The organism is Desulfobacter vibrioformis DSM 8776 (assembly GCF_000745975.1).
GTDB lineage: Bacteria > Desulfobacterota > Desulfobacteria > Desulfobacterales > Desulfobacteraceae > Desulfobacter > Desulfobacter vibrioformis.
The window spans coordinates 292,412-313,504 of the sequence record NZ_JQKJ01000001.1; the positions used below are offsets into that span (position 1 = coordinate 292,412).

A 21,093-nucleotide genomic window follows, 5' to 3' on the forward strand; every position below is an offset into this window, starting at 1 on the left:
ACACCTTAAATTGCATCATTTTTTGATTGCCGTCACACCAGGCAACTACAAACGGACAGTTCTAACCCAACGAGGAGCATCATGAAAATCGATATAGGGCCTGTCACCCGGCTTGAAGGCCACCTCAATATTAACACAACCGTGGAAAACAATATCATCATTGATGCAAAAAGCATGGGGGAAATGTTCAGAGGGTTTGAAGTTTTTCTTCTGGGACGTGACCCGCTTGACGCCCAGCAGATTACCCAGAGGATTTGCGGTGTATGCCCGTATGCCCATGCCATTGCCTCTTCTTATGCCCAGGAAGCCGCCTACCGGCTCAAGACACCGCCAAACGGCAGAATTCTTCACAACCTTATCCAGGGCGCCAACCATTTATACGATTATCTTTTGCACTTTTATCAGCTTTCGGCCCTTGATTTTATCGATGTGACCGCTGTCACGGGCTATACCGGCAAAGACCCTGACTTGTCCCACTTGAGAGACTGGGTCAACCACGCGCTGGGCAGCAAGGAATCCTATCCGGCAGCGCCATTTCTGCCCCGGCTGTCCGGAACCTATGTAACGGATACGGACATCAATATCACGGCTTTAAAGCATTATGTGGAATCCCTTGAAATCCAGAAAAAAGCCAACCGGGCCTCGGCCATTTTCGGCGGCAGGTTTCCCCATGCCACGGGGATTTTTCCCGGCGGATGCACCCGGCCGCCTGACATTGACGCCATCGCGTCTTACCAGGCACTGATCCGTGACGTTAAGCATTTTATCCATCACAAGTATTTGCCCGATCTTCTGGCGGTTGCCGGCGCATTCCCGGAATACTGGCATATCGGCCAGAGCAAGGGTGGTTTCATGTCCTACGGTCTGCTTCCCTTTGGGCCGGAACCGGACAGTTCCAGGCTCCTGTCGCCTGGTGTGCTTCTTGACGGAAAAGTTGAAACGATAAAATCAGATGCCATTACCGAAGATGTTAAATTTGCCAAATACAGCTCCCCGTCCGGCCTGAAGGTCGCCCAGGGCAGCCTGACACCGGCCCCGCATAAAAAAGGCGCCTACTCCTGGGTAAAGGCACCCCGGTATGACGGGCATATGCTGGAAGTCGGACCAACGGCAAGGATACTGGTGGATTATTTACAGGGCGGTAATAAAACCGTGAAGCAGCTGGTGGACCGGTTCGCCGGAATTGCGGACATTCGGCCGGAACAACTCAATTCGGTCCTGGGCCGGCACCTGTGCCGGGCCGTATCTGCCGTGGTCATTGCGGATTTCCTTCTGGACCAGACCGAACAAATCAATCCGTTGGAGCCATTTATACCTGAGATAAAAATACCGGAAGCCGGAGAAGGGTTCGGCCTTACCGAAGCGTCAAGGGGGGCCTTGCTCCATTATATCCGGATCAAAAAGCACAAGATTGATCATTATGAGTGTGTGGTGCCGACCACATGGAACTGTTCTCCCAGGGATGACAAGGGCACACCCGGTGCTTTGGAGTCCGCCCTCATCGGCACCTGGGTTGAAGATCCTGGGCAACAAATCGAGGCCAACCGGATTGTGCATTCTTTCGATCCTTGCCTGGCCTGTGCAGTTCACTGATATTACACAAATCCCACAGGCTCATGTTATACGCATAGCTTCGGAGGAAAAACCCCATGATAAACAGACGAGACTTCTTAAAACTGGCTGCCTGCCTCGGTGCCTCCCTTCCCATTGCCGGGCTCCCGTCAGCGGTCAGCGCGGCCCTGAAAATCCTTGATCCCGAATCCGTGCCCAAACTGATCTATCTCCAGGCCCAATCTTGTACCGGGTGCTCCGTATCCCTGCTCCAGGCCGAGGCGCCTGACGCGGTCACCATGATCACCCGTCATTCCAAGCTGGTCTTTCATCAGGATTTGTCGGCTGCATCCGGAAAACAGGTGCTGGATCTGCTGGACGCTTATATCAGCGGGAACGCCGGGGATTATTTTCTGGCTGTCGAAGGGGCCATTCCCCTGGGGATGCCTGAAGCCTGCGTCATTGGCACAAAACCCATTGCCGACTACCTGGGTGCTGCTGCCGAAACCATGAGCGGTGCCGTTGCCATCGGCACCTGCAGTTCTTACGGAGGTATCCCGGCGGCTGAAGGCAACCTGACCGGTGCTGTCAGCCTGAATGATTTTTACAAGACAATAAATAAAAAACCGCTCCTGATTTCCATTCCAGGATGCCCGGTGCATCCGGACTGGGTCTGGAAAACCATTGTCCACCTGGTTAAAATCGGTCTCCCGGAACTCAAGAATACCCGGCCGGCTGCTTTTTTCAGCCGGAAAGTCCATGAATTGTGCCCCCGGTACCATGACTTTCAGCAGGAAATTTTTGCTGAAAAACTGGGAGATAAAGGCTGCCTTTTTAAACTCGGCTGCCTGGGGCCGGACACTTTTGCAGACTGCCCCACCCGGTGGTGGAATTGTGGACAGACCTGGTGCATCGACGCCAATGCACCCTGTATCGGCTGTGCATCCCCCATGTTTGCAGCAAAAAGAGATTTCCCGTTTTACCGGAACGCCGAAACCGCCATGTCCGGAACCCCAGGAGAAAAGTCATGAAATCCCATCTGTTTGCCCGGCTCTCCATTACCTATAAAATTATTCTCACTGTGGTTATTGTCTTGTTGATCTGTCTTGCGGCTTTTGTAGTCCTTTTAAACCGGTTTGTGGAAAACCAGATGCGGCTGACCTACACCCAGTCCGTCCACACCCTGTTCAACGCGTTTGAAGACGGGGTGAAAGGATCGCTTGAACGCGGCCAGATGAAAAATTTTCAAAAACTGCTCCTTCACCAGAAGCAAATCAACGGGGTCATGGCGGTCAATCTGTATGATCGGAAAGGCGCGGTCAATCTGTCATCCAATACCCTGGACAAGGCAGAACCCCTTCCGGACGGATTATTGTCCCGCATCCGGGAAGAAAAGACGCAAGTCATGCAAAAATCTGACACCCGGCTTGTCATTTTCGGTCCCCAGCCCGTTGTTGCAGACTGTATCCGGTGTCATCCGACCTGGAAACAAGGAGAAATCGGAGGCATCCTCTCCCTTACATACGATCTTAGCGCCCTGAATACGGTCATCTCCAAACTCAAGTATTTTACCACTGCCGGATCAATCATTCTTCTTTTTATTATGAGTTTCATGGTTTTTATTGCCATCCAGAAAATGGTCAAAAATCCAATCTTCAGCGTTCTCAGCGGACTGAAGGATGCGGCTGAAGGCGACGGAGACCTGACCAAAAGGTTACGCATCACGTCTGCAGATGAACTGGGCAGTCTTTCCAGGTGGTTCAATACCTTTGTTGAAAAACTCCAGGGAATTATCCGGGATATTGCAAATAATTCTGAAAAGCAGAATAGGTCATCTGCCGAACTTCTTGATATTTCAAAAAAAATGTCAGATGCCGCCGGTATAATGACCGAAAGGTCCAATACCGTGGCAGCAGCGGCTGTGGATGTGAGCGACAACATGACGTCAACGGCCGCAGCAGCCGAACAATCCTCCAATAATATTGAAATGGTATCTTCTGCGGCTGAAGAGATGAGTGCCATGATTGGAAAAATTGCCAAAAACACCGAAGAAACCCGCAAAAACAGCCAGTACGCCGTCTCCAGAACCCAGAAAGCCGCCGACAGCATTAAAAATCTTGAACATAGTGCCCAGGAGATCGGAGATGTGGTTGAAACCATTAACGATATTTCCGAACAAACCAATTTGCTCTCCTTGAACGCGACCATTGAAGCAGCGCGTGCCGGGGAAAGCGGCAGAGGCTTTGCCGTGGTGGCCAGTGAAATCAAACTCCTGGCAAAACAAACAGCAGACGCCACGTATGAAATTCAGGGAAAAGTCATCCGCATTCAGGATTCGACCCGCCAGGCCATTTCGGAAATTTCAGAAATCAGCAATGCCATAGACAGTGTCAATGCCATGATCGACACCATCACCACCAGTGTGGAAAAACAGTCCGGCACTACGCGTGAAATTGCCGGCAATGTCAGCCAGGCAGCCCTGGGAATCCAGGAAGTTACCCTCAATGTAACGGAAAGTTCAAAAAAAGTTAAAAAAATTGCAAGTGATATTGACGACGTTCACCAGGCAGCCCTTGGCATATCGGACAGGAGTTCGGAAATAAACGCCAGTGCAGACCGGCTCAGCCAGATATCCAAAACCCTGAAAACATCAGTGGATCAATTTAAGATTTAATTTTTGGGCCCGGGCCGCATGCTTAAACGCGTTAACCTGGTGTGGGTGGAACGTCTGACTCGTCCCTTTTCCCGGGAAAAGATTTTTGAGCGTATCGGTGCTGTATATGATGATGCCGTACAAAAAAAGCGTTGACTTTGATTTGAAATTGAATTACCAAAGTCAGACGCATTAACCTTTAAGATTAAAAAAAAGAATAAAAAAAATCAGCTTATGAACGCTTCCATCACAGACATTCTGAAAAACACCGACATTGTTGAATTAGTCGTCGTATCTGTCGTGGCAGTGGTATCCGTCGGCCTGGAGGGCCGATACCGCCGTCGGAGGAAGCGTATATAAGCTTTAAGATCTTATAAAGACAAAAAAAACCCCCGCCGGCAAGAGCCTGCGGGGGTTTTTTTGTTTTGGGAAACAGACCAGAACATAAAATGAATATTTAAATATCGGGAAACGAACATGGAAATGAACGGCGCACAACTGATTGTAAAACTCTTGGAACGGCAGGGGATAAAAATCATCTGGGGCATTCCCGGCGGGGCCACCCTTCCGCTCTACGATGCCCTTTACCAAAGTCCTATCCGGCATATCCTCACCCGGCACGAGCAGGGGGCGGGGTTCATGGCCCAGGGCATGGCCCGGACCACCGGGAAGGCCGCGGTCTGTACGGCAACCTCCGGCCCCGGGGCCACCAACCTCATCACGGCCCTGGCAGACGCCCACCTGGATTCCGTGCCCATGGTCGCCATCACAGGCCAGGTCCCCACGGCCCTGATGGGAACCGATGCCTTTCAAGAGGTGGACACCTACGGGTTGACGCTGCCCGTCACCAAACACAATTTTCTGGTCAAGGCGGCTGCGGACCTTTTAACCGTCATCCCGGAGGCGTTTCGGATTGCCGAATCCGGCCGGCCCGGGCCTGTGGTCGTTGATGTGCCCAAGGACGTGCAGACCCAAAAGGTGAGGTTTGGGCAATGGCCCGAACCGGGCGTCCCCGGACCGGTCCGGTGGAGGGATAACGGGGTCTTGGAGCGGATGGCGCAAATGATCCGGCAGTCCAAAAGGCCGATGTTTTACGTGGGCGGCGGCGTGGTGGCATCTGGCGGGGCAGACCTTTTGCGCAGCGCATCCCAAAAGAACGGTATTCCGGTAGTCTCCACCCTCATGGGGCTTGGGGCCATGGCCTATGACGATCCGCTTTTCTTAGGCATGCTGGGCATGCACGGCACCCCTGTCGCGAACCTGGCCATGGCCCGGGCCGATCTGATCATCGCTCTGGGAATCCGTTTCGATGACCGCGTCACCGGCAAGATGGAAGCCTTCTGCGCTGATGCCGCCGTGATTCATGTGGATGTGGATGAAAGTGAAATCGGCAAAATCCGGAACGCTTCCCTGGGTGTTTGCGGGGATGCCGCCACCGTGCTGACCAAGATACTGCCGCGAATGGATACCTTCACCCGGGAGGGCTGGCACGGAGAGATTGCGTCCTTGAAGAGCCCGACGCCAGCTGCGGCCGAGATCAAAAATCCGTTCCATCCGTCCGGCATTATCCGCTATATCGGGAACCGGGCCCCGGAAGACGCCATCGTGGCAACTGACGTCGGCCAGCACCAGATGTGGACAGCCCAGGCTTATCCTGTGCGCCATCCAAGATCCCTTTTAATGTCCGGGGGACTGGGCACCATGGGCTTTGGCGTGCCCGTCGCCATGGGAGCCGCCTTTGCAAACCCCCATAAAAAGATCGTCTGCATCACCGGGGACGGGTCCTTTCTGATGAATCTTCAGGAACTTGCCACCCTTGCGGAACATGAACTCAACATCACGATTGTTCTGATGGACAACGGGCACCTGGGTCTGGTCCGCCAGCAGCAGGAGATGTTTTACAGCAATCATGTATTTGCTTCGAAGTTCACACGGTCACCGGATTTTTCGGCCATTGCCCAAGGGTTTGGAATCCGGGCCTGGGATGCCGGGATCAACGGATCGAACCGTTCCGCCATAGATGAGGCACTGGCATTTCAGGGTCCGTCGCTGGTGGTTGTTCCCATTGACGGGACCACCAACGTTTACCCCATGGTCCCTCCGGGGGCGTCCAATCTCGAAATGATTCAGGAGGCATAAATATGTACGATACGATTGTCGAGCTGACGGTCCGGAACCACCCGGGCGTCATGTCACAGATTACAGGGCTTTTTGCCCGGAGAAATTTCAACCTGGAAGGGATTCTCTGCCGTCCGGAAGGCGACGGGGGCTTAAGCCGGATGCGCCTGATGATCTATACAGATGAGCGCACGGAGCAGCTGGTCAAGCAGCTTTCAAAACTTTACGACGTGATTTCCGTTTCAATCCGTCAGGACAGGGGGCCGTCAAGGTACCGGCAGCTTTTCGAGGAATGCTGGGATTAGGCGAACAGCAACCGCTATTTCATTAAACAGCAGCGGGATATGAAATACGGTTGCGCCCGTCCTTTTTGGATTTGTATAGCATCTCATCGGTCTCTTTCAGCATTTCGCCAAAGGATTCAATGCCGTCTGAGTAATGGGCCACACCCAGGCTCAAGGTCAGTTTCAGATTGGCGGCGCCCTTGACCGCAAAGGTTCTTTTTTCGAAAACGGCGCGTATTTTGTCAGCAACAGGAATGGCGCCCTTAATGCCGGTTCCGGGAAGGATGATCATGAATTCGTCCCCGCCATACCGCCCCGGGATATCGGTTGCCCGAAGATTTTCCCGGATGATGGATGACACCTGTTTTAACACCCTGTCTCCGATATCGTGGCCATACCTGTCATTGACTTTTTTAAAATGGTCAATGTCTATCATAATAACGGACAGACTGCCTTTTTTACGCTTTGCCGTTTCAAATTCCCGGTTTCCGAAATTCATGAAATATCTTCGGTTGTAGAGCCCTGTTAAGGGATCGATATTGGCCAGCCGGGCGTTTTCAATGGCTTTGGACGCAGCGTATTTCAAGGAAAGGTGGGTATCAATTCTGGCCAGCAGTTCGGTTTTGTCCACCGGTTTTACGATATAATCATTGGCCCCCACCTCAAAGGCTGTGACAATATCACCGGGTTGATTTTTTGCCGTCAGAAATATGATGGGCAGCTCAAACGTGGAATATTGTTCTCTCAACTTCCGGCAGACCTCATACCCGGACATCCTGGGCATCATGATATCAAGAAGTACAAGATCAAACCGGCTGGTTTTGATTCTTTCCAGGGCCAGACACCCGCTTGGTACGAATTCGGCCCCCAGTTTTTTTATCCCCAGGTAGTTGAGCAGAACCTGGCCGTTTACCGCTTCGTCATCCACGATGAGCACTTTTTTCGAACAATTGCCGGTGCGGGTATTGGGTAAGGGACAGCTGACTTCGGGAAAAGGCAGAATGCCGCTTAAGGGCGCTGGATCAAAGCGAATCCCTTTTGCCTTTTTTCCATTGGCGGCAACCTGCGGGAGCGTAAATATAAAACAGGACCCCTTGCCTGGCTCTGATTCAACCCGGATGTTGCCGCCGTGCAATTCCACCAGCTTTTTAGTGATGGGAAGCCCCAGTCCGGTTCCTTTGTATTCCCGTTCAATGGAACCGTCGCCCTGCTCAAAGGAGTTGAAAATACGTTCTGTGAATGAAGGATCGATACCAATCCCCGAATCCTCAACCCGGACCTCCATGGTATCTGCCCCAGGGATGGCCCGGACCCTGACATAGCCTTTTTCCGTATATTTTACACCGTTCCCGATGAGATTATACAGGATCTGCTGAAGCCTGTTTTCATCTCCATAGACAAAGGGCGCATCCTTAGGAATGTCATTAATTAATTGAATGGCTTTGTTTGGCGTCGTGGATTTTATAACGGTCATGACAACACAGACCATCTGCCCTAAATCCTGGGGCTTTTTAGAAATCAGGATATCGTTGTGTTTCAGCTTTGAAAAGTCCAGGACATCATTAATGAGCGTTGAAAGTCTTTTCCCGCTTGAGACAATAAGGCCCAGATTCTGCCGGGCCTCCCCGGAAAGCGGACCTGCAGCGCCATGAATCAAGGATTCGGCCACGCCGATGATGCCGTTGATAGGGGTTCTCAATTCATGGGAGGTATTGGCAAGAAATTCATCTTTGAGACGGTCAACAACCTTGAGTTTTTCAGACAGCATGGCAACCGTCCTGTGCTCCTGTGAGAATTTGATGGCCAGCATGAGGGACTGGATCAGAATAAATCCAAGAAAAAACAGGGCCAGGTAATACCCTGTATTGATCACCTGCAGGTAGTGCAGCATGTCATTGGCAACCCCTGCCGCCAGAACCAGACTTCCGGATAAAAAGAGCATGGCAAAAGCTGTTTTGTTCACAATCGCCTTCAGGTTAATATAAAGGATAAACAGAACGCTGGCCCCCACCGCCACCAGATAATATTTGAATATCACGGAGTAAGCCATTGTGGATACAAAAGGGATACAGCCGGCATAGAGAAAATGGACAGCCGTCATCAGCCAGAAAAAAAAACGGGGCAGCTCTTTTTTGAAAAAAAAGTAGCTGAAAAACTGAAACAGGATCACGCAACAGGGAATGGTGACGGTTGAGAGTCTTGATGCGATTTCAAAGGTCAGGTCGGGAATGATCCAGGAAATCAGGGTATTGCCCGTGAACAGGGTTCTGAGGGCAACCATGAAACAGAACAAACCGAAATAAAACAGTTCTTTTTCTTTTTGCCGGAATAAAAAGATGATGGTGTGGTAAAATCCGGCAAACAGGCAAGTGGAAATGAGCATGATCTCCATGGATGTGCTGATCATGAACTTTCGATGCATCTGTTTTTCCGTACCGAGAATAAAACTTTGGGCAATGCCCGCGTTTCCATGGCGGCGGTTTTTCATCTGCAGGACAATTTCCACATCGTCCGTATCAGGGGAAAAGGCCAGAATGTCCGGTTTGAGGAACCCGACCGGTTCGCCCGGCAACATTCCGTTTTGCCGGATTAACCGGCCATTGATCCACAGACCGTATTCCGTAAACAGTTCCGGGGTCTGTAATACCAGGCTCTTATTTTTTCCGGATATTTTTACAATAAGCCGGTACGTGGCACATCCCGCGGCTGGAAAGTTGCGGCCCGGATAGGCTGTCCAGAACCGGGGAACCGGATAAAAACCGGTCAGGCCAGGATCTGACCATTCCCGTGAATCAGGATCAAGAAGCCTGTTCCAGCAGAATTGCCACTCTCCGTCAAGTTTCACCGGCCCGGTTTTTTGCAAATCCAGGTCTCTTAAATCCAAAACCCCTTTGCCGGCTTCAGGCCCTGCCCAGACCCGGGGGCCGGACAAGTTCATTGTGATAAGAAATGCAGCGGCCAGAACCATTGTCTTTTGCAATTTCAGGATATGTTTAACATCTGGCCGCATAATTTGTGGCATTTATTTTTTTCGAGTTCCTAACGGAGGCACATCTGCCCGGGGGTTGAAGTGTTTAATTATGAGTGAATGAAACGGTCCAGTCAATCCTTTTTGAATATTGCCGAAGGTCGCGGGAAAGAATCGGTTGATCTATACAGTTCAGGTGGAAAATGATAATAAAAAAAGGAAGCTGGCCTGAATCGGGTGGTTTCAGAATCAATCCCATTTAAGGCCTGTGGTCAAAATAAAATAGCCAGTCACCCAGGAACTTGGTATACAGAGCGTGTTAAAAGGACCGAATTTAAAAAGGTCTATTATAAGAGGTTTCCGGATTAACGACTAACGACTAACGATAAGGGGGCTGTCAATGGCAGTCCCCATTTTTTAACAGTAAAATTACGCGGAGTTTTTTTCATGATTGGTCCTTTTGTTAACAGTGCGGCGGTGATTGTCGGGGGTATCAGTGGTGCGGTTCTGGGTGAACGTGTATCGAAAAATCTACGTCATAAAATGCCCATGATTTTTGGCTGCGCATCCATGGGGCTTGGTATTGCCATGGTGGTAAAAGTAAAATTTCTGCCTGTCGCGATACTTGCCTTGCTGCTGGGCTCAATCCTAGGTGAGCTGATTCATCTGGAAGCCGGTATTGAAAAAGTGGCCGGTGTTGTCCGCCGGATGATCGATAAGGTGGTTACGCCGCCGGAAAATGGTTTGTCACAAGAAGAGTACATGGAAAAATTTGTCGCGATCCTGGTACTGTTCTGTGCCAGTGGGACCGGTGTCTTCGGGGCCATGAAAGAGGGCATGACCGGAGATGCTTCTCTGCTTATTGTTAAAGCGTTTCTTGATCTGTTTACCGCAGGCATTTTTGCCATCGCCTTAGGTTTCCCCGTGGTCACGCTTGCGATTCCCCAGTTTATAATCCAGGCGGGGTTGTTCTTTGGTGCAGCAACGATTATTCCTTTGACAAGTCCGGCCATGATTGCTGATTTTTCCGCCGTAGGAGGCCTGATTATGTTTGCCACCGGATTTCAGATTTGCGGTATTGTCTCTTTTCCCATCGCCAACATGCTTCCGGCCCTTTTGATTGCCATGCCCATTTCTGCCCTGTGGGTGCAGTATTTTGTCAATTAACTTGAATGAATCATGAAGTGATTTTTCAGATTTATAGGTTCGGGGGGCATCAAGACAAAATTACAAAAACTTTAGTCGCGATTTCTTCGAAATGTCAGGAGATTGTGCCATGAAGAAACTGCCCATCGGGATTCAAACCTTTAGCGAAATCAGAGCAGGCAATTATGCTTATGTGGATAAAACCGGCATTGCCGTTGATTTGATTACCCGCTACAAATATTGCTTTTTATCCAGACCAAGACGCTTTGGAAAAAGCCTGTTTGTAGATACCCTGCATAATTTATTTGAAGGGAAAAAAGAATTATTTGAAGGGCTTGCCGCAGATACAGCGCATAACTGGTCAAAAAAACATCCGGTGATCAAGATTTCCTTTGGCGGCGGGAATTTTCGCAGTATGGAAATGGTGCAGATCAGTATCCGGGAAACCCTTTGGGATAATGAGCGGCGTTTAGGGGTAAGCTGTGGCATTTCTGCTGTCTCAGCCGGATTTGGCCGTCTGATCAAAGCGGTAAAAGAACAATACGGCCAGCCTGTGGTCATCCTGATTGACGAATACGACAAACCCATTCTGGACAATATTGATCAGCCCCAGATCGCCCTTGAGGTCAGGGAAGAACTCAAGGCGTTTTACTCCGTCATCAAGGACAACGATGCCCATATCCGCTTTGCTTTTCTGACCGGCGTAAGTAAATTTCCCAAAGTGTCCATTTTTTCCGGAATCAACAATATTGAGGATATTTCCCTTACCCCGGAATTTTCTGCCATTTGCGGCTATACCCAGAAAGACCTTGAGACCGTATTTTCCCAACATTTGCAAGGTGCGGATATGGCGCAGGTGCGTCTGTGGTATGACGGCTATCACTTCCTGGGTGAAAATGTGTACAACCCTTTTGATATTCTGCTTTTTTTACGAGGACGCAAGCAGTTTAAAAATTACTGGTTTGAAACCGGCACCCCCTCATTTCTCATAAAGCTCCTTCAAAAACAGCGATTTTTTCTGCCGCAATTAAGCAACATAAAGGCCGGAGACGAACTGCTTTCTTCCTTTGATGTTGATAATATCACGCCTGTCCCTCTGCTGTTTCAGACCGGTTATCTGGCTATTAAAGAGGTGCGGCAGCGGGATACCTTTATTTCCTATACCCTGGGATTTCCTAATCTGGAAGTTTCTGCGGCTTTTAACAGCTCCCTGGTTGATCTGTTTTCCGAAAACGCCCAACGTAATGAAATGCAGATGAATATGTATTTTGCCCTGGCAGATCAAGACCTGGATCAATTCAAAACAGCCATCCACGCCCTGTTTGCCGCGATTCCCTACCACAACTACACGAATAACGAAATTGCCCGGTACGAAGGATTTTATGCCAGCGTGATCTATGCCTGGCTTGCGTCATCAAGGCTTTGTCTTACGGTGGAAGACTGCACCAACAAGGGACGGATTGATATGAGTGTGGAGATGGATGAGATTATTTACCTTATTGAATTTAAGGTGGATATGCCACAGAACGCTGCACTGGAGCAAATCAAATTAAAAAACTACCATGAAAAATACCAAAGCAAGGGCAAAAAAATTATCCTGATTGGTATTGGCTTTTCCAGTGAGGAGAGAAATGTAACGGAATTTCTCTGGGAGCAGGTCCTGGCCCACCACCACACACAAGATACCAGATAAACAACATCGCAGGGAAAAGAGTTTTTCCTAATTTCTTATCCGGTTCATGGCGTTTACAATAGCAGCCACATCCACATGGGTTTCAAAATGGCGGGCCAGCATGTCGTACTGTTTGTTCCTGCCCTGGAGGCCCCAGGATTCCGGGGGCTCAAGTTCGTTTAAGCCCAGTAGCGAAAGCCATTTTTTTAGAATGGGTGCAGAATCAAAAAAACCGTGCATGTAGGTACCCATGATCCGCCCCGAGTCTGCCATGGCCCCGTCAAAATCGGTGCAGAGCTGCCGGTTTCTCTCTTTCACGCGTAACAGGCCGTTGTTTGCCGCTTGGGTTGGTGCGATCCGGTCGGCCCAAGCGGTCCGGCCCATGTGGATTTCATAGCCCAGGCCCGGGGTGCCGTCCCATTCAAACCGGGAGATGGTGGTGGTTTTGGGGGCTTTGAGCACGGTTTCCAGGGGCAGAAGACCCAACCCATGGGTGACACCCGGGGGGCCTTCAAGGCCATTGGGGTCATGGACTTTTGTGCCCAGCATCTGGTAGCCGCCGCAGACACCGAACACATGGCCGCCGTTTTTAGCATACGCCTGAATTTTTGGGGTCCAGCCAGTTTTAGAAAGCCAGCCCAGGTCACTGCGGGTGCTCTTGGAACCGGGCAGGATTACGGCTTTGTAGGCGGACAGGCCCCTTGGATGCTCAACTGGGTGCTCAACAAAATCCACGCCCAGACCCTCCACCTGGCACAGGGCGTCAAAATCGGTAAAATTGGAGATATGGGGGGTACGCACCACCAGCACCGTGGGGGTTTTAGCCGGATCGGTTCCGGCCACGGCGTGTTCGATCACCACGGAGTCTTCGCTGGGAATATGGTGGCTGACCCAGGGCAGCACGCCAAACACAGGTTTTCCGGTCTTTTTCTCGATCCAGTCCACACCCTCTTTGAACAACGCAATATCTCCCCTGAACCGGTTGATGATAAAGCCTGCGATCATATCCTGTTCAGCCTTTCCCAGGCAGGCCAGGGTCCCCACAATCTGGGCAAACACCCCGCCCCGGTCAATGTCTGCGATGAGAATCACCGGTGCCCCGGCATAGGCCGCCATTTTTAAATTGACAATATCCCGTGCCATGAGATTGACTTCAGCGCAGGAGCCGGCCCCTTCCAGCACCACCACATCATTGGCGGCGCGCAGGCGGTCCAGGGCGTTGCAGGCCGTATCCCAGAGTTTTGCCTTTTCCCGGTGGTATTGCGCCGCGGACAGATCTTTATGCACCTTTCCCAGCAGCACCACCTGGGAGCCGATCTGGGTCACGGGTTTGAGCAGCACCGGGTTCATGTCCACATGGGGGGGAATGCGGGCCGCTTCGGCCTGGACAATCTGGGCCCGGCCCATTTCAAGGCCTTCCGGGGTGACCCCGGAATTGTTGGACATATTCTGGGCCTTGTAAGGGGCCACTTGAAGCCCGCGGTCGGAAAAAATCCGGCAAAGGGCTGTGGCAACCACGCTTTTTCCCACATCAGAGCCTGTACCCAGGGCGGCAATACATTTTGCCTGTTTCGTTTCAGCGCTCATATCTCATACTTTTTGCTGTACCCCCGGGGGGTGATCATCAGATCATTGTAAATAAAGGTGGAACTGTTTCCCACAATCACGATGCTCTGCATGCCCACCTCGGCCTTGTCCAGATCTTTCAGGGCACACAAAGCCACCTTCTGGTTGTCCCGCATGGCACCGGTGACAATGCCCACAGGGGTGGTGCCGGCCCGGTGCTGAAGCATGATCTCCATGGCCCGGCCCAGCTGCCAGTCGCGTTTTTTGCTTTTGGGGTTGTAAATAGTGATCACAAAATCGGCAGAGGCTGCTGCATCCAGGCGTTTTTCAATCATCTGCCAGGGGGTGAGCAGATCGCTTAGGCTGACAGCTGCAAAATCGTGGGTCAACGGCGCGCCCAGAAGCGCGGCCCCGGCAGCAAGCGCGGGGATGCCCGGCACCACCTCAACGCACAGGCTGCCTTTTTCGCCGGTATTGCAGGCAATTTTCTTTACTGTCAGCATTTCCAAAACCAGGCCTGCCATGGCGTAGATGCCCGCATCACCGCCGGAAACCAGGGCGCAACAATGGCCGTCAAGGGCTGCATCAATGGCGGCCTGAACCCGGTCCACCTCCCTGGTCATGCCTGTGGCAAGGGTCTTCTTGTCCTTGATCACCTCCTGGATCAGTTCAAGATAGGTCTTGTATCCCACCACGATATCGCAGGCCCCCAGCACCTGGCGTGCCCGGCCGGACATGTGGTCTGCCTTTCCGGGTCCTGTGCCGACTATGTAAAGGGTATTGCCGCGATGGCAAGGGTTATAGTCCGGGTGGCAGTTTTCGGTGTTAATAGACGCGTCTGGCCCGTTGCCAGTATGGCTGCTGCTTCGCATACGCTTTGTATTCCTATATGTTTGTTCACCAGGGAAGAGGGATTGGGCACGCGCTTCACCTGGTCCAGTTCACCTCTTGTATAAAATTCAATGGGCAGGTTTAAGGTCCGGGCAAGTTCCAGAAGCCCGGGTTCATCCGCTTTAAGATCCACGGACACGATTTGGGACAGGCTGTTCACGCTGAACCCCTGGGTATGAAAGACCTGTTGTAAATGATCTTCAAGTTCCTGCCGGGTCACGCCCCTTCGGCAGCCCATACCGGCCACCAGCATTTTAGGCCGCAGCACCAGCACTTTTTCCGGAAGGGTGTGTATCCTGTAATCCACCCATATTCCGGATTTTTCAGGCGTAAATAAGGAAGAATCTGCCATGGGACCTGATTTTTCAGTGGGCCGCAGGTGCGGTGACACCAGACCAAAAGGGTCATGAATTGGCAGGGGTTCCCCCTTGATAAAGGCCATGCTCACATGTTTAATGGCCCTTTTATTTTCAATATAAAGCCCCTGGTTCCTGGCAATCACATCAATGGCCGGCACCTGGTTGACATCCGTGGCCGTCGTGATCACAGGCCGGGCTCCCAGTATAGCCGAAAGTTTGACAGCCAGTTCATTGGCACCGCCGATATGGCCTGAGATCAGGCTGATCACAAAATGCCCGGCCTCATCCCCGCACACCACGGCAGGATCCCGGGTCTTATCCCGGATCAGGGGAGCAATGGTCCGCACCACAATACCCGTGGCCATAATAAAGTAATGGGCATCATAATGGTCCCAGACCCGTGCCAGGGCCTTGGCCAAAGCGGAGAACCGGGCATGGGACTCACCTGGCCCAAGTTTTTGTGATGCAAACAGGTCTGCATGGGGCAGGGCTTGTTTCACCCGGTTTGCCAGGGCCATTCCATGGGGTGTCAGCACCCACACCCCAAGCTTTTTTTCAGCCCAGTCGATCACGCCTTGTCCCGGTATCCGTGGGCAAAGGCCCGGTCGTACAACAGTGATTTGGCACTCTTTTCCGTCTCCAGAAAAGGCCCTACAATGATGAGCGCCAGGCGGTTGATCTCGTTTTCCGCCATGGTTTCAGCCAGACGGTCCACAATCGTAACAATGATGCGTTCTTCGGGATGGCTCACCCGATAGGCCACGGCCACCGGCGCCTCGGGCCCATAGGTTGCGGCCAGGATTTTTTCCACCTGTTCGGCCATACCGGCGCTTAAATAAATCGCCATTGACGCTTTATGGGCAGCCAGGCTTTCCAGGGATTCTTTTTCCGGCACCGGGGTCCGGCCTGAAATCCGGGTGAAGATCAGGGTCTGGGCGTGTTCCGGTACAGTGTATTCAACCTTGAGCGCGGCAGCCGCGGCAAAGGCCGCGGTAACGCCCGGGATCACCTCGTAGGGGATCTGACGTTGGTCCAGCAGCATCATCTGTTCGGCAATGGCCCCGTAAAGGGATGGATCACCGGTGTGCAGCCGCACGACTTTCAGCCCCCTGTCCCAGGCATCAGCCATGGCATCCACCATCTCGTCCAGGTGCATACCGGCGCTGGACTCTTTTTTTACAGCGTCATTGGCCCAGGTCAGCACGGCCCCGGGTACCAGAGACCCTGCGTAGAGGATATAATCGGCGTCTTCCAGGGCTTTCATGCCCCTGACCGTGATCAGGTCCGGTGCCCCCGGCCCTGCGCCGGTAAATATAATCGGGAATTTTTTCGTCATGTTCATCATACCTTTCCTTTTTCTGCTGCGATGATCCACACGGGATTCAACGCTTCCATACGCCGCCCCCAGGGCATGTTCCGGGACTGGCTGATCTGGGCCTGGGTCAGGCTCACGTCAAAGCCCTTTTTTTCCAGCACCGATACCGCCAGGTGCAAGGTCTCTATTAAAACGGTATTTACAACGATTCTGCCTTCAGGATTTAAAACCGTTGCCACAGCATCCAGCACCTGGTCCAGATGTTTGCCGGAGCCGCCGATGAAGACCCGGTCAGGCGCGGGCAGCTTCCCCAGCCCATCGGGAAGTTCGGCCTGGGTGACAGACAAATTTTTAACCTTGAACCGCTCAACATTGACTTTGATCTGTTCCACACGGCCCTGATTTTTTTCCACGGCGTACACAAACCCGTCCGGCAAAAACAAGGTGGCTTCAATTCCCACAGATCCTGACCCAGCCCCCAGATCCCACAAGGTATTGTCAGGTGAAAGTGCCAGGGCGGCTAAAGACAGTACGCGAACCGGGGCCTTGGTAATCAGACCCTTTTCATGGACAAACCAGTTATCCGGTGTCCCCGGACGCAAAGGGCCGGACGGGGCTGCCAATTCTCCTTTTTGAAGCACCACCACATTGGGCTGGGAAAAGCCCCGTTCCAAGTCGGTGTGTTCATCCATGGAAAAAATTTTTTCTTCCGGGGCGCCCAGGTTTTCCAGCACCCACATCTGCCAGGCATAATTATGGGCATCCACCTGTTTTTTCACGGCCAACGGATCGTTTTCAGGATCGGTGAGCACACACAGCAGGTCCTTGTCATCCATGGCCCTGGCCAGGGCCGGCATATTGTCCCGGCCGTGCAGGCTTACCCAGGCCGCATCCTGCCAGGGCAGTTTAAGCCGGGCAAAGGCGGCAGCCATACTGGTGACATTGGGATGAATAATGACCTTGTCCGGCCCCAGGCGTGTGATCAACGTTTTGCCGATGCCGAAAAAAAGCGGATCACCCGAGGCCAGCACCACCACAAGCCCTTCAGCCATATACTGCTCAACGAAATCCAGCACCCCGGACACAGGGCTTGAGATCTCTTTTTTTAACGCCTTTGCATCCTTGAAATATGACAGATGCCGTTTCCCGCCCACCAGAACAGCGGCCCTTTCAATAAGCGCCAGGTGGGATGCGGTAAGATCCGCCGGGCCAAGGCCCATGCCGATCACATGAACCGGTTCATTCATGGCTGTATTTCCCTAAGACAAGAGTCTATGCAGGCCACATTCAGCTACCCAAATCCCCCATGGATTTCTCAATTTCACGATCCACAAAACTGCCGAAGGTCTCATCAATTACATTGGGAGAGATATCCAGGTAACGAGGTGTGGTGGCGGCTTTTATTTCACCGGACTCAGTATCCCTGAACAGGCTGTGAAAGGCTATCTGGTCCTGGGTTTGATACTGGAGGTCAAACTCCTTAAGAACCGCATAGTCATGGGTGCTTATAAATATCTGTACGCCGGTTCGCTGCAGTTCCAACAGGATGCCGACAACAGACTTCATGAGTCTGGGATTCAGATTGGTTTCCGGCTCGTCCCAGAACAGTGCCGAGCCGTTAAGCAATGTACCGTTCTGAATCAAAATCCATAACAACCCTAGTTTTCTGAATCCTTCTGCCAGAAGTGTAAACCCAAGCTCCCCATGCTTGCTGCGCAAAAAGAATTCTTCATTTTTGGCAATCACTTTTCCGTCCATGGCCTCCTGCAGGCTTTCCAGGAGATGTTTCCGCTGCTTTTCTGTGGGGCCTTTCAGAACAGGTAAAAACGCCTTGCGGATAATATCCACATAAACTTCTTCAAAGTGAATTTCCCGTTCTTCATAAAGAGATCGGAAATCCGGTGCGTTGGCCATCATGTCCTTTACCGGAATATATGCCGCATCGAAATGCGTCTCCCTCCAGGCCTTTGTGGCACCGGATACCGTTGCCTTTTCCGGTCTGGTTGTGTGGTTGGAAAATGACAATCTTATATTGATAGATTTTTCCTCCAGCTTTCGAGTCACCTCTATCAATCCCTTGCTGCTGGCGGAGGAGCGTTTAACCAGGCGGCCAATCTGCTTGCCTGACGGATAAAAGACGTTATTTATTTTTTCAGCAAAGCTGTCCTTGCTTTTGGAAATATCGCAGGCAGCATAGACCGCTTTCATGATATGTGTCTTCCCGGTACCGTTCTCTCCGATAAAAATATTGATTCCAGGAGAAAACTTAAGTTCCAGCGTTTCAAAAGCAGTGAACTTTTCAAATCTTATTTTCTCTATCATGGCTGTTTCCCAAGCCCCTTAACCCCCATTGTTTCGATAAGTTCATTTATATTGGTTGTTTTCAAGTTCATTCCGCCTTCGGATACCGGTAAAAGAATTAATTTTTTACCCTGGAGGGCTTCGGCGATTTTCAGCTTGACCAGGGCTTCGCCCCCGGCACTGGCCATGGCGTTGTTCATCTCCTGAATGCCCTTGGCTGCGGCCTCCCCTTCGGCCTTAATGGCCTGGGCAAGGAGCTGCTGTTTTTCATAATAGACATCTGCCTCAATTTTGGATTTCATGAACTCTCCGTCCACATCGGCGATCATCCGGTTGACGTCGCCCCTGGCCTCTTCGAGTTTCCGGTTGTACTCTTCCTGGGCCGCATGCTGGGCCGACTTGTTCTTTTCGACCAGCTGGTCAGCCACTTTTTTATCCTCAATGGCTTTCTGGTATTTGGGATTAAACCGGTAGTCCTTGGTCAGCACTTTTTCAATGATGATGCCCATGGGTTTGAACATCGTTTGCAGGTATTCTTTTGTTTTATGGGCCTGGGCACCCCTGCTTGCGGCAACGTAAAATTGTTCTGTGGTCAGTTCACCGAACAGGTCCCGGGGTTTGCTCCGGACAATGGTGCGCACGATTTTCTGTCGAAGATCCATGTCGTCCTTTGCCACATTCTGAAGGATATAGGGGGCCTTTGCGGGATCAATTTTATATACGATAATCACATCAAGACTGATGTCGTTGCCGTCTATGGTTTTAAACAACAGATCGTCCCGGGTTTTTCTGTCCCCTTTATTGGCATCATAGGTCATTTCAAGGTTTTGAAGTTTGGTATCAAAGGTATTCCAGTCATTGATAAAGGGCATGAAAAAATAGGTGGAACCCGGGGCATAATACTTTTCTTCCACCCCCTTTTTTCCAAAGAATGAAAACTTTATGGTTCTGACCCCCACCTCTGTGCTGTCTGTTGTATGGGGAACGCAACCCGCCAGCATAACCATCATGATAAGGGCCGGCAAAAGAATTAATTTTTTTGTCTGGTTCTTCATCTGGTTCTTCATCTGGTTTTTCATTTGGCACCTCCTTTGCTGCGGACATCAAAAAGTTCCAGGGCCTTGTTCAGGTCAAGGGGATTGACCCCGGAGGGCCCGTCACTGGGAAGAATGACAACATCAATGCCTTTATACACCTCGGCCATTTTCAGCCCCACCATACGTTCAGCCCCTTTTCCCTGGAGTGCTTCATTTTTCAACCGGGTTTGTTCGGCTTCGGCAAGTTTGACAAGAAGATCCGCTTCAGCCATTTTTTTTCTGTAGTACAAATCTTTTTCAGCCTGTTTTCTGGTGACATAGGCTTTTGCCTTTTCAATCTCAACTTCGACGCGCACCTTGCCTTCCTGTTCAATTTTGGTCAGCTTGGCGCCTTCAATGGCTGCCCTTGCCTCGGCCTGGTTTTTAAAAACAAGCTGATCCTTGAGCTTCTTTTCTTCAATATTTTTCTGAATTTCATCGCTGTAATGAAAATATCGAACCAGGACATATGTCACCTCAATACCCTTGTCTTTGAGCTCTTTATTTAACTCCTGTTTTGCCGCCAGGGCCTTTTCAACTCTCATGGGGCTGTTGAAAAATTCTTCGGTGGTCAGTTTTCCCAGATTATTTTTAAGGGCAGGCTCTGTTTTCGGAATAATGCCGTTGTCTTCAAACAGCCGCCCGGGACCAATGTCGGTAAACACCTTATAGGGGTCGCTGATGCGATAAATGATGGAGACATCCACATCCACAAAAAAACCGTCAGAGGTCTGAATATGGGCAGCTCTTTCTATTCTGGTATCATAGGCGGCTGTTTGGGCAGAGGTGGTCAACTCCAGAACCTGCAATGCCCTCGGCAGCTTGTACATTTCTTGAATGCCAAAGGGAAGCACCAGGTAAAGCCCTGTTTCATAAACCTTTTTCTGCACACCCCGGTGCCAGCCGATTCTATTGACCTTTATGCCGTATTCATAGGGCCGGATATATTCCAGCAATGAACCATATGCCAGAGCGGCAAGTACCACCAGTACCGTGAGAATCTTAATGAAGAGCGGTACTTTAAATTTGAATTTCGGCAGCTTTGCTTTTTTTGCAAAGTCTGTGGTTGAATGGATTACCTTTGGGGCATTGTCTTCCAGATTGTCCGGGGTCTCGGTCTCCATAAACGCTCCTTAATCATGTTTATGCTCAGTTAAAAAAAACAGTCAAATTTGCCAGAACCATCCTGCCGG

The 21,093-nt window shown here is 51.1% G+C and carries 16 protein-coding genes; 7 read left to right on the forward strand and 9 right to left on the reverse strand.

From position 1 onward, the window contains the following. Positions 1-81 precede the first annotated feature (81 nt). The 5 genes from Q366_RS01280 to ilvN all read left to right on the forward strand — a co-directional run bounded on the left by Q366_RS01280 (position 82) and on the right by ilvN (position 6,627). Positions 82-1,593, forward strand: coding sequence for a nickel-dependent hydrogenase large subunit (locus tag Q366_RS01280; RefSeq protein ID WP_035235589.1), 1,512 nt, complete (start codon positions 82-84; stop codon positions 1,591-1,593). A 56-nt stretch (positions 1,594-1,649) separates the two neighbouring features. After that, a complete protein-coding gene (locus Q366_RS01285) occupies positions 1,650-2,582 on the forward strand; it encodes a hydrogenase small subunit (protein WP_035235590.1) in 933 nt (310 codons plus the stop codon). Further along, the gene (locus Q366_RS01290; RefSeq protein WP_035235591.1) at positions 2,579-4,225 is read left to right on the forward strand and encodes a methyl-accepting chemotaxis protein; all 1,647 of its coding nucleotides are present in this window, start codon (positions 2,579-2,581) and stop codon (positions 4,223-4,225) included. The genes Q366_RS01285 and Q366_RS01290 overlap by 4 nt, the downstream gene beginning before the upstream one ends. Before the next feature lie 456 nt (positions 4,226-4,681). Continuing rightward, a complete protein-coding gene (gene ilvB / locus Q366_RS01295; protein ID WP_035235592.1) occupies positions 4,682-6,343 on the forward strand; it encodes a biosynthetic-type acetolactate synthase large subunit in 1,662 nt (553 codons plus the stop codon). Positions 6,344-6,345: 2 nt separating this feature from the next. Then, positions 6,346-6,627 (forward strand): acetolactate synthase small subunit, encoded by a 282-nt coding sequence (ilvN, locus tag Q366_RS01300; protein ID WP_035235593.1) that lies wholly within the window; start codon positions 6,346-6,348, stop codon positions 6,625-6,627. Positions 6,628-6,649: 22 nt separating this feature from the next. On the opposite strand, the gene Q366_RS01305 is transcribed toward ilvN, so the two are convergent. Continuing rightward, positions 6,650-9,628 (reverse strand): diguanylate cyclase, encoded by a 2,979-nt coding sequence (locus Q366_RS01305; protein WP_084691652.1) that lies wholly within the window; start codon positions 9,626-9,628, stop codon positions 6,650-6,652. 393 nt (positions 9,629-10,021) lie between these two features. Between Q366_RS01305 and Q366_RS01310 the strand changes: the two genes are divergently transcribed. Both Q366_RS01310 and Q366_RS01315 read left to right on the forward strand, forming a co-directional pair. Next, positions 10,022-10,741 carry a DUF554 domain-containing protein gene (locus tag Q366_RS01310; protein WP_035235595.1) on the forward strand — a complete coding sequence of 240 codons (720 nt, stop codon included), beginning with the start codon at positions 10,022-10,024 and terminating at the stop codon, positions 10,739-10,741. Between the two features lie 109 nt (positions 10,742-10,850). Continuing rightward, positions 10,851-12,413 (forward strand): ATP-binding protein, encoded by a 1,563-nt coding sequence (locus Q366_RS01315; RefSeq protein WP_035235596.1) that lies wholly within the window; start codon positions 10,851-10,853, stop codon positions 12,411-12,413. A gap of 27 nt (positions 12,414-12,440) precedes the next feature. Here the strand turns inward: Q366_RS01315 and Q366_RS01320 are convergent, their stop codons facing one another. From Q366_RS01320 to Q366_RS01355, 8 genes are read right to left on the reverse strand one after another with little or no spacing between them, the layout of a single operon-like run. Beyond that, positions 12,441-13,979, reverse strand: coding sequence for a cobyric acid synthase (locus tag Q366_RS01320; RefSeq protein WP_035235597.1), 1,539 nt, complete (start codon positions 13,977-13,979; stop codon positions 12,441-12,443). Next, entirely contained in the window at positions 13,976-14,830 is an 855-nt protein-coding gene (gene cobJ / locus Q366_RS01325; RefSeq protein WP_084691653.1) for a precorrin-3B C(17)-methyltransferase, read from the reverse strand. Before cobJ ends, Q366_RS01320 begins: the two co-directional genes overlap by 4 nt. Continuing rightward, on the reverse strand, positions 14,725-15,780 hold the full coding sequence (locus Q366_RS01330) for a cobalt-precorrin 5A hydrolase (protein WP_035235600.1): 1,056 nt from the start codon (positions 15,778-15,780) through the stop codon (positions 14,725-14,727). The genes cobJ and Q366_RS01330 overlap by 106 nt, the downstream gene beginning before the upstream one ends. Further along, complete coding sequence (gene cobM, locus Q366_RS01335) at positions 15,777-16,544, reverse strand: precorrin-4 C(11)-methyltransferase (RefSeq protein ID WP_035235781.1); 768 nt, start codon at positions 16,542-16,544, stop codon at positions 15,777-15,779. Before cobM ends, Q366_RS01330 begins: the two co-directional genes overlap by 4 nt. Positions 16,545-16,549: 5 nt before the next feature. Further along, positions 16,550-17,770 (reverse strand): bifunctional cobalt-precorrin-7 (C(5))-methyltransferase/cobalt-precorrin-6B (C(15))-methyltransferase, encoded by a 1,221-nt coding sequence (locus tag Q366_RS01340; protein WP_035235602.1) that lies wholly within the window; start codon positions 17,768-17,770, stop codon positions 16,550-16,552. A 40-nt stretch (positions 17,771-17,810) separates the two neighbouring features. Next, positions 17,811-18,845 (reverse strand): AAA family ATPase, encoded by a 1,035-nt coding sequence (locus Q366_RS01345; RefSeq protein ID WP_035235605.1) that lies wholly within the window; start codon positions 18,843-18,845, stop codon positions 17,811-17,813. Beyond that, on the reverse strand, positions 18,842-19,903 hold the full coding sequence (locus Q366_RS01350; protein ID WP_245619840.1) for an SPFH domain-containing protein: 1,062 nt from the start codon (positions 19,901-19,903) through the stop codon (positions 18,842-18,844). The genes Q366_RS01345 and Q366_RS01350 overlap by 4 nt, the downstream gene beginning before the upstream one ends. Beyond that, complete coding sequence (locus Q366_RS01355) at positions 19,900-21,024, reverse strand: SPFH domain-containing protein (protein ID WP_035235606.1); 1,125 nt, start codon at positions 21,022-21,024, stop codon at positions 19,900-19,902. The genes Q366_RS01350 and Q366_RS01355 overlap by 4 nt, the downstream gene beginning before the upstream one ends. Between the last annotated feature and the right edge of the window lie 69 nt (positions 21,025-21,093).

Bases quoted from the DNA above. Each gene is read 5' to 3' on its own strand.
- Q366_RS01280 (WP_035235589.1), top strand. From the start codon at position 82: ATGAAAATCGATATAGGGCCTGTCACCCGGCTTGAAGGCCACCTCAAT.
- Q366_RS01285 (WP_035235590.1), top strand. From the start codon at position 1,650: ATGATAAACAGACGAGACTTCTTAAAACTGGCTGCCTGCCTCGGTGCC.
- Q366_RS01290 (WP_035235591.1), top strand. From the start codon at position 2,579: ATGAAATCCCATCTGTTTGCCCGGCTCTCCATTACCTATAAAATTATT.
- ilvB (WP_035235592.1), top strand. From the start codon at position 4,682: ATGGAAATGAACGGCGCACAACTGATTGTAAAACTCTTGGAACGGCAG.
- ilvN (WP_035235593.1), top strand. From the start codon at position 6,346: ATGTACGATACGATTGTCGAGCTGACGGTCCGGAACCACCCGGGCGTC.
- Q366_RS01305 (WP_084691652.1), bottom strand. From the start codon at position 9,628: ATGCCACAAATTATGCGGCCAGATGTTAAACATATCCTGAAATTGCAA.
- Q366_RS01310 (WP_035235595.1), top strand. From the start codon at position 10,022: ATGATTGGTCCTTTTGTTAACAGTGCGGCGGTGATTGTCGGGGGTATC.
- Q366_RS01315 (WP_035235596.1), top strand. From the start codon at position 10,851: ATGAAGAAACTGCCCATCGGGATTCAAACCTTTAGCGAAATCAGAGCA.
- Q366_RS01320 (WP_035235597.1), bottom strand. From the start codon at position 13,979: ATGAGCGCTGAAACGAAACAGGCAAAATGTATTGCCGCCCTGGGTACA.
- cobJ (WP_084691653.1), bottom strand. From the start codon at position 14,830: ATGCGAAGCAGCAGCCATACTGGCAACGGGCCAGACGCGTCTATTAAC.
- cobM (WP_035235781.1), bottom strand. From the start codon at position 16,544: ATGACGAAAAAATTCCCGATTATATTTACCGGCGCAGGGCCGGGGGCA.
- Q366_RS01340 (WP_035235602.1), bottom strand. From the start codon at position 17,770: ATGAATGAACCGGTTCATGTGATCGGCATGGGCCTTGGCCCGGCGGAT.
- Q366_RS01345 (WP_035235605.1), bottom strand. From the start codon at position 18,845: ATGATAGAGAAAATAAGATTTGAAAAGTTCACTGCTTTTGAAACGCTG.
- Q366_RS01350 (WP_245619840.1), bottom strand. From the start codon at position 19,903: ATGAAAAACCAGATGAAGAACCAGATGAAGAACCAGACAAAAAAATTA.
- Q366_RS01355 (WP_035235606.1), bottom strand. From the start codon at position 21,024: ATGGAGACCGAGACCCCGGACAATCTGGAAGACAATGCCCCAAAGGTA.